We start from the raw sequence: 13,899 nt of genomic DNA, 5'->3' as shown, positions 1-13,899 counted from the left end.
CCATGCACGCTTCCCGCCCCCGCCCATGACACTGCGCCGTTTTACTGCGATCGCCCTGCTGCCTGCAGCCGCCCTGTCGATGCTGCCGATGGCCGCGGCAGCCGCCCCACCCTTCCAGGCCTTGCCCGCCGGCGGCGCGCTCGATGGTGCGCGCGTCATCGAATCGCGCTACGGACCGGCGCCCGCGCCGGCGCGCGAGCAAGCCCAGGCCTCCGCCGCAGAGGACGCGCCGAAAGCCGCGCCGGTTGCCGCCATCCGTATCCCGGGCGCGCTGGCCACCCTGGTGCTCGAGTCGACCGGCGCCGCCACCGACAGCCGGGCGCCGCTGACCTTCGGCCAGGTATTCGGGCCGGGCGTGCTGCGTCCCGGCGAGCGCCTGCAGGCCATGTTGCCGGGCGCCGAACCCCTGCCGCTGCAGCTGGACGTCAAGGCGCTGCATCCTGACGGGTCGGTCCGGCACGCCGTCGTGTCGGGCGTGCTGCCGCAGCCGGCGCAGGGCAAGCCCATGGCATTCGGGCTGGCCAAGGCGGCGCCGCCGAAGGCCGGGAAAGCCGGCGAGGCTGGCCGGGACAGCCTGGCGGCTGCGCTGCGCGGCGGCGCCGACGCGAGCGTGCAGCTCACCCTGGGCGACAAGACCTATACCGCCAGCCTGGCCCGGCTGCTTGCGCAAGGCAAGCCGGCGTCCTGGCTGGACGGCCCGGTGGTGCACGAGTGGCATGCGGCGGCGCCCCTGTCCGGTCCCGGCGGCGAGGCCCATCCGCACCTGGCGGCCAGGTTCGCCCTGCGCTGGTACCCGGCGCTCGGCAATGCCCGGATCGACGTCACGATCGAGAATAACTGGGCCTACGAGCCCGCACCCCAGAATTTCACCTACGACGTGCGGCTGTCGGCCCGTGGCCAGGAACGCTATGCGAAACAGGGCCTGACGCATTTCCACCATGCGCGCTGGCGCAAGGTGTTCTGGCTGGGCGCTACCCCGGCCGTGCACCTGCGGCACGATACCCGCCAGCTGATCGCTTCCATGGCGGTGCCCAATTACGACCAATCGGTCACGGTCAGCGACAAGACCCTGTCGGGCATGTACGCGCAATGGAACGGCCCGAAGACCGAGCCCATGGGCGTCGGCCAGGCCCACAGGTCCATGCCGGCCACTGGCGGGCGGCCGGACATCGGGCTGATGCCGGCATGGTCGGTCATGTACCTGCTGAGCATGGACCGTCGCGCTGCCGAGATTACACTGGGCACCGCCAGCCTCGCCGGCAGCTGGTCCATCCATTACCGCGACCAGAAAACCGGCTTGCCTGTGAGCCTGCTCGATTATCCATACATGACGGTGCTTGGCAAGGCCAGCGACACCCGCAACCCCGCGACCGGCAAGAGCGAAGCCTTCCCCGCCTGTACCGCGCCGGGCGCCTGCCTTTCGCCCAACGCGCATGACATTCCCCACCAGCCCGCGTTCTCCTATCTCCCCTACCTGCTCACCGGCGACCATTACGACCTCGAGGAGCTGCAGTTCTGGGCCATGTACGACGTCTTCGCGTCGAATCCGGGCTACCGCGAAAACCGCCGTGGCTTGCTCAAGCCGGACCAGGTGCGGGGCCAGGCCTGGGCACTGCGAACACTTGGGGAAGCAGCCTATATCACGCCCGACCAGCATCCCCTCAAACGCCATTTCCTGCAAATCCTGGATTCGAACCTCGACTGGTATAACGCGGCCTATACGGACGATCCGCACGCTAACGCACTGGGTATCATCACCAATGGCTATGCGGTCGGCTATGCCAAGAAACGCGGCGTCGCGCCATGGCAGGACGACTTCTTTACCTCGGCGGTTGGCCACCTTGCGGAGCTAGGGTTCGGCAAGGCCCGCAAGCTGCTTGCATGGAAAGCGAAGTTCCCGATGCTGCGCATGACCGCCGAAGGCATGTGCTGGATCAATGCCTCGATGTATGCAATCAATGTCCGCGACAGCGCGTCGGCGCCGATCTACCCGAACATGGCCCAGGCCTACCGCGCAAGCACCTACGACAGCCTGTTTGCGCTTCCGTGCGCAGGCGCCGGGATGGCGGCGGCACTCAAGCTGCAGGTCGGCGAGATGGTGGGCTATTCGTCTGTCGAGACGGGCTTCCCGTCCAACATGCAGCCGGCCCTGGCCTATGCCGCCGACGCGCTGGGGGAACCGGGCAAGAAAGCCTGGCAGCAGTTCATGGCGCGCAGCGTCAAGCCCGACTACGGCCGCGGCCCGCAGTTCGCCATCGTGCCGCGTTAGGCCGTCCCCGGCTACGGCGCGAGGAAATCCAGCAAGGTAAGCGCCACCACCTTGGTGGCGCGGCGCAGGTCGTCCAGCTGCACGTGCTCGTCGGCCTTCTTGGCGTTCGATTCCGGCACCGTGCGCGGCCCGGCGCCGTACAGCACGGCCGGGATGCCGCGTTCGCCGTACAGGCGCGCGTCCGCATACAGCGGTGTGCCCTGGGCCGTGACTTCTTCGCCCATGATCGCGCGTCCGTGCCGCTGCAGGCTGGCCACCAGCCGCTCGGAACCCGGCAATGGGCGCAGCGCATGCGACAGCAGCAGGCGCCGGATCTCGAGGCGGATGCCCGGCAGGCCGGCCACCGCATCTTGAATCAGCGCGCGCACCTGCGCTTCCACCGCCGCCGGGTCTTCTTCGGGGATCATGCGGCGGTCCATCTTCATCACCACCTTGCCCGGCACCACATTGGTATTGGTGCCGCCGTCGATGCGCCCGACCAGCATGGTCGGTGAATCGATGCCCGGAACCGTCGACTTGATTTTCTTCAGTTCCGGCAGCTGGCCGTAGATCGCGTTGAGGATGCGGGTCGCCGCCTGCAGCGCGTCGACCGCCAGCTCCGGCATCGCGCCGTGCCCCGCCTTGCCGTGCACCGTGATTTCCAGCTGCAGGCAGGCGTTGTGGGCGGTGACGATGTTGTAGCTGAAGCCGGCCGCGATCACGTAGTCGGGACGGGTCAAGCCCTGCTCGAGCAGCCAGCCGGGGCCGAGCAGGCCGCCGAATTCCTCGTCGTAGGTAAAGTGCAGCTCGAGCGCCCCCCTGAGCGGGATGCCAAGCGCTTCCAGCGCGCGCACCGCGAACACATAGGTGGCGAAGTCGCTTTTCGAGACCGCCGTGGCGCGGCCGAACATGGCGCCGTCGTGGATCTCGGCGCCGTAGGGCGGGTGGGTCCAGCCTTCGCCCGGCGGCACCACGTCGCCGTGCGCGTTCAGCGCCAGCGTCGGCCCACCGGCGCCATATGGCCGGCGCACGATCAGGTTGGTGATGCTTTCCATGCCGTAGTCGCGCACCGCCTGTTCCGGTACCGCATGCTGCTCGGCGGTCCAGCCATACTGCGCCAGCATGGCGGCCACCGCCTCGGCATGCGGCGCGTTGTTCCCGGGCGGGGTATCGGTCGGGATGCGCACCACCTGCTGCAGGAAGCCCACTTGCTCGTCGAAGTGCTGGTCGATCCAGGCCAGCAGCTTTTCTTGGTTCTCTTGTGCCATCAGTGGGCTCCGGTTTTTGCGCCGGCTTCGAACCAGGCGCCGACCTGGGCCCGTTCGGCGTCGGTCATGTGGGTGAGATTCGCCAGCGGCATGGCTTTCATCTGCACGGTCTGCTGGTAGATGCGCATCGCGTTCTGGCTCACCAGCTCGGGGGTGTGCAGCATGACCCCGGCCGGCGCCGCGGCGAAGCCCGCCTGGGTCGGCACCTGCGCATGGCAGGACACGCAGCGCTGGTCGATGATGGTGCGGACCTGGGCGAAGCGCGCGGCATCGTCCTGGCCCGCCGCGGCGCTGGCCGGCACGGGCGCCTTCGGCGCGATAAGGAATGCCAGCAAGGCCAGCAGCGCGACGCCGGCCGCCGGGTACTTCCACTCGATGCGGCCCTTGTGGCGCAGGTTGAAGAAGTGGCGGATCAACACGCCCGCCGCCATGATCGCGCCCAGCACCGCCCACGAATATTCGTGGCGGTAGGTCATCGCATAGTGGTTGCTGATCATGATGAACAGCACCGGCAGCGTGAAGTAGTTGTTGTGGACGCTGCGCTGCTTGGCCTTGATGCCGTGCACCGGGTCGGGCTGCCGGCCCGCCATCATCGCGGCCACCATCTTGCGCTGGCCGGGGATGATCAGCATCGCCACGTTGGCCACCATCATGGTGCCGATCATCGCGCCCACGTGCAGGTAGGCCGCGCGCCCGCTGAGCAGGTGGGTCAGCACGTAGCTGCTCGCCACCAGGAAGGCGAAGATGGTGATGCCAAAGGCCAGGTCGTGCTTGCCCAGCGGTGACCTGCACAGCAGGTCGTAGACGATCCAGCCCAGCACCAGGCTGGCCAGGCCGATGCCCACCGCCTGCCAGCTGGTGAGGTCGGCGACGCTGCGGTCGACCATCATCGCCTGGGCATTGAGGTAGTAGACGATCACCAGCAGCGCGAAGCCGGAGATCCAGGTGGAATAGGCTTCCCACTTGAACCAGTGGAGTTCCTTCGGCAGCTCGGCCGGGGCCACCAGGTATTTCTGCGGGTTGTAGAAGCCGCCGCCGTGCACCGCCCACAGCTCGCCCGAGACGCCTTTTTTCGCCAGCTCCGAGCCCGGCGCCGGCGGACGGATCGTGTTGTCGAGCCAGACGAAATAGAAGGAAGCGCCAATCCAGGCGATGCCGGTGATGATGTGCAGCCAGCGCACCAGCAGGTTGAGCCATTCGAGGCCGTAGGGCGCGAGATATGCGAAGTCGTGCATGTGCCTTCCTGGTTGCGGTATCCCACGACAATAGCGTGATTTCAATTTCTGCAACATGAAAATTAGCGTATATTCGACATACGCCAATTGATATACCCAGCCGCCGCGATGTCCAGCCTGCCCCAGCACCTCGACCTGCACCTGATCCGCATCCTCTATTTGCTGCTGCTGGAGAAGAACGTCTCGCGCGTGGCGCTCAAGCTGAACCAGCCGCAGCCCTCGATCTCGGCCTCGCTGCGCAAGCTGCGCGAACTCACCGGCGACCCGCTGCTGGTGCGCGGGGCGCGCGGCATGGTGCCGACCCAGCACGGCGAGAGCCTGCTCAAGCCGGCCAAGCGCATCCTCGACGAGGCCGAGGGCCTGTTCATCAAGAAGTCGCCCTTCGTGCCGGAGGAAGCGACACGCACCTTCCACATCGCGGCGCCCGACTACCTCGACACCCAGTTCCTGCCGGGCGTGGTGGCGGCGCTGCGGCGCGGCTCGCCGGGCAGCAAGCTGGTGTTCCACAGCCTGGGGCCCGGCATGGACTACCTGCGCATGCTGTCGGACGGCGAGATGGACCTGGTGATCGCCAACTGGGACGAGCCGCCGGCCCACCTGCACATGTCCAAGCTGTTCGAGGACCCGATCACCTGCACCATGCGCGCCGACAGTCCGTATGCCAAGCGCACGGCGGTGGACGCGATGACGGTCGAGGACTACCTGTCCTTGCCGCACGTGGCGCCGTCGCAGATGCTGCCGGGCTACCACGGCGTGATCGACGCCTTCCTCGACAAGCAGGGCATGCAGCGCAAGGTGGCGGTCGAGTCGCCCTACTTTGGCGTGATTCCCTACATGCTGACCCAGAGCGACCTGGTGCTGACCACCGGCCGCCAGTTCATCCGCTTCTATGAACGCACGCTGCCGCTCAAGAGCTTCACGGTGCCGATCAAGTTCCCGCCGATGCGCTTCTACCAGCTGTGGCACCAGCGCGTGCACCAGTCGTCCGAGCACAAATGGCTGCGCGACCAAGTCAGCGCCGCCGCGCGCGCCCTCAGCGGCAAATAAGCCCGGACCAGCGCAATACCGGCTATGCGGCAGGACGTATATGCTGGAGGGCTTGCAGGATTTATCATCCACCGCTTGAATGAGGCGATGCATACCATGACCACCCTGCCGCACCTGAATACCTGCCCACCCGAGGCCTTTGTCGACACGCTGCGCGGCATCTACGAGCACTCGCCCTGGATCGCCGAACGCGCCGCCGCGGCGCGTCCCTTCGCCAGCCCCGCCGCGCTCAAGCAGGCCTTGCAGGCGGTGGTGATGGCGGCTTCGGAAGACGAGCAGCTCGCGCTGTTGCGGGTCCACCCCGAGCTGGCCGGCAAGGCGGCGATCGCGGGCGAACTCACGGCGGAAAGCACCGGCGAGCAGGCCGCATCGGGCCTGAACCTGTGCAGCGCCGAAGAGTACGCGACCCTGCATGCGCTCAACGCCCGGTACAAGGACAAGTTCGGCTTCCCCTTCATCCTGGCGGTCAAGGGCCCGACCGGGCGCGGGCTCACGCGCGCCGCCATCATCGCGAATTTCACCCGCCGGCTGAAGAACCTGCGCGGCGACGAGATGGCCGAGTGCCTGCGCCAGGTGCACCGCATCGCCGAGATCCGCCTCAATGAACTGCTGGGGGTGCGGCACCTGTTTGGCCCGCAGGTGATGGACTGGGCCGAGACCCTGGGCGCGATCAGCGACAGCGACGCCGACCTCACCTGCGCCTACATGACGCCGGCGCACCGGCGCACCGCGGCGCAGTTGGCGGACTGGATGCGCGCGGCCGGCATGGCGGTGCACGTCGACGCGGTCGGCAACGTGGTGGGGCGCTACGCGGCCGCGCAGCCGGAAGCGAAGACCCTCATCACCGGTTCACACTACGACACCGTGCGTAACGGCGGCAAGTACGACGGCAGGCTCGGCATCCTGCTGCCGATCGCCGTGGTGGCGCACCTGGACGCGCGCGGCGAACGCCTGCCCTTCCACCTGGAAGTCATCGGTTTTGCGGAAGAAGAAGGCGTGCGCTTTCGCAGCACGTTCCTGGGCAGCAGCGCCATTACCGGGCGCTTCAAGCCCGCGCTGCTGGACCAGCAGGACAGCGAGGGCGTCACGATCCGCGACGCGCTCGCCGCGGCCGGACACGACCCTTCCACCATCGGCGCCATCGCGCGCGACCCGGCATCGCTGCTGGGCTTCGTCGAAGTCCACATCGAGCAGGGACCGGTGCTGCTCGAACGCGGCCTGCCGGTGGGCGTGGTGACGGCGATCGCCGGCAGCTCGCGCTATGCGGTGGAACTGGCCGGCGTGGCCAGCCACGCCGGCACCACGCCGATGGGCATGCGGCGCGACGCCGCGGCCGCCGCGGCCGAGATCGTGCTGCTGGTGGAAGGCCGCTGCAGCGGGCGCGGCTCGCTGGTGGGCACCGTCGGCCAGCTCGAAGTGCCCGCCGGCTCGGTCAACGTGATTCCCGGCCTGTGCCGGCTGTCGCTCGACATCCGCGCAGCCGTCGATGCCGAGCGGCTGGCGGCGGTGGACGACATCCTGGCCGGCATCAGCGCCATTTGCACCCGGCGCGGCATTGAAGAAAAACTATGGAAGCTGGTGGAAGCCGACGCCGCGCCCTGCGCGCCCGCCTTGATGGACAGGCTGGGCCAGGCGATCGACAACGCCGGCCTGCCGCGCTTCGATGTGCTGTCGGGCGCCGGCCACGACGCCATGGAGATGGCGGCCATCACCGACGTGGCGATGCTGTTCACGCGCTGCGGCAACGGCGGCATCAGCCACAACCCGCTCGAGACCATGACGGCGGACGACGCCGAGGTCGCGGGCGAGGTGCTGCTCGGCTTCCTGCGAGACCTTGGCAGCCGCGCGTGAACCACATGTCGGTCCGCAGCCAGGTTTCACGTATCGTACTCGCGTCGCTGATGCTGGCGGCAGCCTCGCCCGGCAATGCGTGCAGCCCGCCTGCGCGGGTGGATGAGGCAGGATTCGTGCGGGCCCATGTCGGCCAATTGCCGCGCAACGCCAAAGGCCTGGTGTTCCTGCCGCCGTCCGGCATGCCGCGCGCCGCGGACTTCCGCGTCGAGGTGGCCGGTGACAGCCAGGCACTGAAGCTGCGCGTGCGCCGCATCGGCAACAGCCCCTGGGTGCGCGTCGAACCAGTGAACGGGTTCAGGCCGGGAGCCCGCTACCAGTTCCATTACCTGCCCGCGCATCGGCCCTGGCGCCACCCCGACACGCAGGCGGTCACGATCGACGCCCGCGCGGTCGATACGGCGGGCAGGTATGCCATCGAACCGGCGCCACGTGCCCTCCATCGCGTGGTCACGGTGCCGACGTCGATGGGATCGTGCACCAAGCCTGCGCCGGTGTTGCTCCATGCGTTTTCCCATGCGGTCCCTGCGGGATTGACGGCATACCGGGACGCACTGGAGTATGAGGTGCACGAACTTGCCGTGGAAGGCTCCAGGATCGAGCGCATGGATCCCCTGGCGCTCGAGTGGGGCCCGCAATCCAGGCCTTCCCTGCTTGGCTGGATGTCCTGGCCCGATCGCGCCAGGCATGGGCCGCGCGACGCCGTCATCGCGCCGTGCGGGAACCGGTGGAATCGGGTACGGATGCGTTCCTCCGTCGCTTTCCCCGAACTGGACGACCGGCGCCATGCGACTCGTGAAGTGGTTCTTGACTTCAGCCGCGGCGCAGGTGGCGAATGCGGCGAACTGGAAGCGCTGGTCCAGACGATGCATGCTGGCTCGCCCGAGGCCGTGCTGCGCGAGGCATGCCGTCTTTCCCTCGGGTGGGAGTTCAGTGCAGGGGAAATCAGCCTGGCCGGCATCCCCGTCGAGCACTGGGAACGCTCCCTTTCATTTCCCTATATCGAAATGGGACCGACCTGCGACCTGGTGGCGCTGGCCTACCTGTGGCGCAGTAGTGCCCGCGAACCGGCGCCAGCCGATGTGGACAAGATCGCCGCCGCGCTGCAAGCCGGATTCGCCATCTCCGACGCCGCCCGGCGTGAACGCATCGTCCATGCCCTCGCGTACCTGCTCGGCCAACTGCCGGATCGCTATCGCCGCACCATGGCGCCGCGCCTGGCGCAGCCCTTGCTGCCGCTGCTGGTCGAAGAATTCGGCGCGCCTCGCCCGCGGCGGCCGGACCGGCTCGCGCAGCTGATCGCCGCCGCCGGCCGCCCGCCAGATGACCTGCGCGCGCGGCTGGTGGCGATTGCGGCCGGCACGTCGACGGCGGCGCCCTACGCACAAGGCATCCTCGACGCCCTGCCCCGCTAGAGCCGTGGATTTCCCCCGACCTTGACGCATCCTGTCGAAGCTGGGCGTGCGCGACCGCGTGCGGGCGGTCCTGCGCGGCATCGAGCTGGCCCTGATCTAGGCCCTCAGCCCTTCGGCTTCCAGCGCAGGATCGCGAGGATCACCAGCGCGAACGCGGTGCTGAGCACGGCCGTCGCTTCGCGTCCCATGCCCGCGGCGATGCCGATGGCGGCCGTCATCCACACGCTGGCCGCCGTGGTGACGCCGCGGATGTCGTTCTTGTTGGAGTGCTTGAGGATGGCGCCGGCGCCGATGAAGCCGATGCCGGCGGTGATGCCCTGCACGATGCGCGACAGGTCGCCGATCTGCATCCCGGCCTGCAGCGGGATCAGGACGAACAGCGCCGCGCCCAGCGACACCAGCATGTGGGTGCGCAGGCCGGCGGAGGCACCGACCGTCTCGCGCTCATAGCCGAGCAGCCCGCCCAGGACGACCGCCACCAGCAGGCGGATGAAGACGCGCGTGATGTCCTCGGGACTGCCCAGGTCCGAGAATTCCTGTACCACGGTTGCCCAGCTGCGTTCCCACCACACATCGCACTCCTTCAATCTCTGAAGGCATGATCATGCCATTTATGCAAGGTGGGCGGCGTCCGGCTGGGTTTGCTTCAGTCCGCCCGTCCGGCCCGCGCCAGCATCGCGTGCAGCAGCACGTTGCAGCCGGCCTCGAGGTGGGCCGGCTGGGCGTCCTCGATTTCGTTGTGGCTGATGCCGTCCTTGCAGGGCACGAAGATCATGCCCGAGGGCGCCACCCGCGCGGCGTAGATCGCGTCGTGGCCGGCGCCGGAGACCACGTCCATGGTCGAGTAGCCCAGCTTGTCGGTCGCGGCGCGCACGGCCTCAACGCAGTCCGGGTGGAAGGGGCAAGGCGGATAATACGAAACGCGCTCCACCTCGATCCCCAGGCCGCTCTCGGTGCGCGTCCGGGCGACGAAGGCCAGCATTTCCTCGTGCATCGTGTTGAGCAGCGCCTCGTTCACATTGCGCAGGTCGATGCTGAACTTGACCCGGCCCGGGATCACGTTGCGGCTGTTCGGGAACACCTCCACCATGCCGACCGTGCCACGGCCGTAGGGCGGGTAGCGGTTGGCGATGCTCACCACCTCCTGCATGATGGCGGTGGCCACCTGCAGCGCGTCGCGGCGCAGGCCCATGGGGGTCGGGCCGGCATGCGCTTCCATCCCGGTCACGGTGCAGTCGTACCAGGACAGGCCCATCACGGCCGGCACCACGCCGATCACCTTGTCGGCGTCTTCCAGCACCGGGCCCTGTTCGATGTGGGTCTCGAAATAGGCGCCGATCGGGTGCTGGCCCGGCACCTGGTCGCCCAGGTAGCCGATGCGCGCCAATTCCTCGCGCACGCTCCTGCCTTCGGTATCGACGGCGGCGTAGGCCGTCTCCAGGCTGAAGGCGCCGCAGAACACGCCGGAGCCCATCATGACCGGCACGAAGCGCGAGCCTTCCTCGTTGGTCCAGAACGCGACCTCGATCGGGGCTTCGGTCTGGATGCCCTGGTCGTTCAGGGTGCGCACCACTTCCAGCCCTGCAAGCACGCCATAGTTGCCGTCGAACTTGCCGCCGGTGGGCTGGGTGTCCACGTGGCTGCCGGTGACGATGGGTGGCAAGGCCGGGTTGCGTCCTTCGCGCCGCATGAAGACGTTGCCGATCTGGTCGACAGTGATGGAAAGCCCAGCCTCGCGCGCCCACTTGACCACCAGGTCGCGTCCCTGCCGATCCAGGTCCGTCAGCGCCAGGCGCTTGACGCCGCCCTTCTCGGTGGCGCCGATCGCGGCCAGGTCCATCAGCGACTTCCACAGGCGCTCGCCATTGATACGTTCGTTCATTGCGCTTCCCTTCAGGCGGCGGTGGGGGTAAAGGCCGGGCGGTCGATGTGGCGCCCTGCCCCGGGTTCGGCGCGCAGCTCGCCGCGCTCGTAGACGACTTTGCCGGCGGCGACGGTATGGGTCGGGATGCCGCGCACGGTGCGGCCTTCGAATACATTGAAGCCGCCCTTCGAATGCTGCGTGGCGGCCGAGATGGTGCGGGTGCCGCTCGGGTCCCACACCACGATGTCGGCGTCCGCCCCCACCGCCACCACGCCCTTGCGCGGGTAGATGTTGAAGATCTGGGCCGCATTGGTCGAGGTGACGCGCACGAATTCCGACGGCGTGAGCAGGCCGGTGTTCACGCCCGCATCCCACACCACGGCCATGCGCTCTTCCACGCCGCCGCAGCCGTTCGGGATGCGCGTGAAGTCGTCCTTGCCGGCCGCTTTCTGTTCGGCGCAGAAGGTGCAGTGGTCGGTCGCGGTCGTGTGCAGGTTCCCGCCCTGCAGGCCCTGCCATAGCGCCTGCTGGTGGTGGGGGCTGCGAAACGGCGGGCTCATGACGTGCGCGCGCGCGAAAGCCGGGTCGGGGTTGCGGTACACGCTGTCGTCGATGACCAGGTGGCCGGCCAGCGCTTCGCCGTACACGCGCTGGCCCTTGGCGCGGGCGCGCGCAATCGCGTCCAGCGACTCGGCGCAGGACACGTGCACGATGTAAACCGGGGTGCCCAGCACATTGGCGATGGCGATGGCGCGGTTGGCCGCTTCGGCTTCCACTTCCGGTGGGCGCGACAGCGGGTGCGCTTCGGCGCCGCGGATGCCCTTGGCCAGCAGTTCCTGCTGCAGCTGGTAGACCAGTTCGCCGTTCTCGGCGTGCACGGTGGGGATGGCGCCCAGTTCCAGCGCGCGCCGGAAGCTCTTCACCAGGGTCTCGTCGTCGGCCATGATGGCGTTTTTATAGGCCATGAAGTGCTTGAAGCTGTTCACGCCATGGTCGCGCACCAGCACACCCATCTCTTCATGCACCGACTGGTCCCACCAGGTGACGGCCACGTGGAAGGTGTAGTCGCCGGCCGATTTTTCGGCCCAGCCGCGCCAGCTGCGGTAGGCCTCGAGCAAGGACTGCTTCGGGTCGGGGATCACGAAGTCCATGATGGTGGTGGTGCCGCCCGCCAGCCCGGCCGCGGTGCCGGTGAAGAAATCGTCGGCGGTGACGGTGCCCATGAAGGGCAGCTGCATGTGGGTATGGGTGTCGATCCCGCCCGGCATCACGTACTGGCCGCCGGCATCGATGATGGTGGCCCCAGGCGGGGCGTCGAGGTTCTCCCCCACCGCCACCACTTTGTCGCCCTCGCACAGCACGTCCGCGCGGAAGGCGCGATCGGCGTTCACGACGGTACCGCCACGTATCAGCGTAGTCATTTGTACTTCTCCCTCGTTATCAGGAATGCCGCGCCGCCAATGCCGGGACGCGGTGGCCTTTCATCATGGCGCCGTAGACGACGGCCGCGATGGCCACGCCGACGAACCACGCATAGGTGTAGATGGTTTTGAAGGTGTCGCCCACGTCCGGGAAGGACGCCGGGAAGGCGGCGTTCAGGAAGCCCGGGATATTCGGCGCCACGCCCGCGACAAAAGCCACGACGGCCGCCATGTTCCAGCCGTTCTTGTACGAATAGATGCCGTCGTCGCGGTACATCTGGGCCACATCGAGCTCGGTCTTGCGCACCAGGTAGTAGTCGACGATCAGGATGCCAGCGATGGGCCCGAGCAGGGCCGAGTAGCCGACCAGCCAGGTGAAGATGTAGTTCTGGGTCGATTCGAGGATCTTCCATGGCATCATCACCAGCGCCAGGCCGGCCGTGATGTAGCCGCCGCTGCGGTAGCTGATGGCGCGCGGCGCCAGCGCCGAGAAATCGTAGGCGGGGCCGACCAGGTTGGCCGCCAGGTTGACGCTGACGGTATCGACCAGCAGCACGATCAGGGCCACCAGCACGGCGATGCCCTCCATGCGGCTGGCCAGGTCGACCGGATCCCACAGCGCCTTGCCGTACAAGACCACGGTGGCCGAGGTGACGATCACGGCCAGCGCCGCCAATAACCCCATCGGCACCGGCAGGCCGACGCTCTGGCCGATGACCTGGTCGCGCTGGGTTTTCGCGAAGCGGGTGAAGTCCGGGATGTTCAGCGCCAGCGTGGCCCAGAAGCCGATCATGGCGGTGAGCGAGGGCCAGAACACCTGCCAGAACTGGCCTTCCTTCGGGCCGCCCGCCACGAACGCGGATGGACGGTCGAGCAGCGGGCCGAAGCCGCCGGCGCGCTCGTACACCCACCACAGCAGCACGAAGCAGATCGCGATTTTCAGGGGCGCGGTATAGGTTTCGAGCTTGCGGATCGATTCGATGCCGTGCACGATGAAGTAGAGCTGGATCGCCCAGAAGCCCAGGAAGCACAGCAGCTGCGCAATGTTGATGCCCAGGCCGGCGATGGGGTCGCCGCCGATCGGGGCGCCGTTCATCACGCCCAGCAAGGTGTAGATCATGCTGCCGCCGAACCAGGTCTGGATGCCGTACCAGCCGCAGGCGACAATCGCCCGCATCAGCGCCGGCAGCTTGGCGCCGCTGGTGCCGAACGAGGTGCGCGCCAGCACCGCATACGGGATGCCGTACTTGGTGCCGGCGTGGCCGATCAGGAGCATGGGCACCAGCACGATGGCGTTGGCCAGGAACACCGTCCACACGGCCTGCCAGCCCGACATGCCCGATTCGATCAGGCTGGCGGACAGCGTGTACGCCGGGATGCACATCACCATTCCGACCCACAGCGCCGCGAAGTGGTACCAGCGCCAGGTGCGCTGCGCGGCGGTGGTCGGGGCCAGGTCGGGGTTCCAGAGTTCGGCGCTTGCGTTCTGTTGCATGGTCACGTGGGACTCTCCTGGTCAAGGGCGGGTGGTGCAAGCGAGTGTAGCGCAA

At 67.9% G+C, this 13,899-nt stretch carries 10 protein-coding genes; 4 read left to right on the top strand and 6 right to left on the bottom strand.

Annotated features, from left to right (window positions below):
* Positions 1–25 precede the first annotated feature (25 nt).
* A complete protein-coding gene (locus BM031_RS03930; protein ID WP_091871427.1) occupies positions 26–2,269 on the top strand; it encodes a hypothetical protein in 2,244 nt (747 codons plus the stop codon).
* A gap of 11 nt (positions 2,270–2,280) precedes the next feature.
* On the opposite strand, the gene BM031_RS03925 is transcribed toward BM031_RS03930, so the two are convergent.
* Together BM031_RS03925 and BM031_RS03920 are read right to left on the bottom strand one after the other, a co-directional pair.
* The gene (locus BM031_RS03925) at positions 2,281–3,516 is read right to left on the bottom strand and encodes a M20/M25/M40 family metallo-hydrolase (protein ID WP_091871424.1); all 1,236 of its coding nucleotides are present in this window, start codon (positions 3,514–3,516) and stop codon (positions 2,281–2,283) included.
* Complete coding sequence (locus tag BM031_RS03920; RefSeq protein ID WP_091871422.1) at positions 3,516–4,751, bottom strand: urate hydroxylase PuuD; 1,236 nt, start codon at positions 4,749–4,751, stop codon at positions 3,516–3,518. Before BM031_RS03920 ends, BM031_RS03925 begins: the two co-directional genes overlap by 1 nt.
* A 108-nt stretch (positions 4,752–4,859) precedes the next feature.
* Here BM031_RS03920 and BM031_RS03915 point away from each other — a divergent pair, with 108 nt between their 5' ends.
* From BM031_RS03915 to BM031_RS03905, 3 genes are all read left to right on the top strand, one after another.
* Entirely contained in the window at positions 4,860–5,798 is a 939-nt protein-coding gene (locus BM031_RS03915) for a LysR substrate-binding domain-containing protein (RefSeq protein ID WP_091871419.1), read from the top strand.
* Between the two features lie 96 nt (positions 5,799–5,894).
* Entirely contained in the window at positions 5,895–7,649 is a 1,755-nt protein-coding gene (locus tag BM031_RS03910) for an allantoate amidohydrolase (RefSeq protein ID WP_091871803.1), read from the top strand.
* The gene (locus BM031_RS03905; RefSeq protein ID WP_091871417.1) at positions 7,646–9,064 is read left to right on the top strand and encodes a hypothetical protein; all 1,419 of its coding nucleotides are present in this window, start codon (positions 7,646–7,648) and stop codon (positions 9,062–9,064) included. The genes BM031_RS03910 and BM031_RS03905 overlap by 4 nt, the downstream gene beginning before the upstream one ends.
* Positions 9,065–9,168: 104 nt before the next feature.
* Here the strand turns inward: BM031_RS03905 and BM031_RS03900 are convergent, their stop codons facing one another.
* The 4 genes from BM031_RS03900 to BM031_RS03885 form a co-directional block, all read right to left on the bottom strand.
* Entirely contained in the window at positions 9,169–9,636 is a 468-nt protein-coding gene (locus BM031_RS03900) for an MgtC/SapB family protein (protein ID WP_091871414.1), read from the bottom strand.
* Between the two features lie 74 nt (positions 9,637–9,710).
* Positions 9,711–10,946, bottom strand: a complete 1,236-nt coding sequence (locus BM031_RS03895) for a Zn-dependent hydrolase (RefSeq protein ID WP_091871411.1) — start codon at positions 10,944–10,946, stop codon at positions 9,711–9,713.
* Positions 10,947–10,957: 11 nt separating this feature from the next.
* Positions 10,958–12,349 (bottom strand): dihydropyrimidinase, encoded by a 1,392-nt coding sequence (gene hydA, locus BM031_RS03890; protein WP_091871409.1) that lies wholly within the window; start codon positions 12,347–12,349, stop codon positions 10,958–10,960.
* A 19-nt stretch (positions 12,350–12,368) separates the two neighbouring features.
* Complete coding sequence (locus BM031_RS03885) at positions 12,369–13,844, bottom strand: NCS1 family nucleobase:cation symporter-1 (RefSeq protein ID WP_091871799.1); 1,476 nt, start codon at positions 13,842–13,844, stop codon at positions 12,369–12,371.
* Between the last annotated feature and the right edge of the window lie 55 nt (positions 13,845–13,899).

Origin of the sequence: Massilia yuzhufengensis, assembly GCF_900112225.1 — a bacterium.
Classification (GTDB): domain Bacteria; phylum Pseudomonadota; class Gammaproteobacteria; order Burkholderiales; family Burkholderiaceae_D; genus Telluria; species Telluria yuzhufengensis.
Note: the sequence above shows the minus strand (reverse complement) of the source record. Positions and strands in the feature narration are given on the sequence as shown.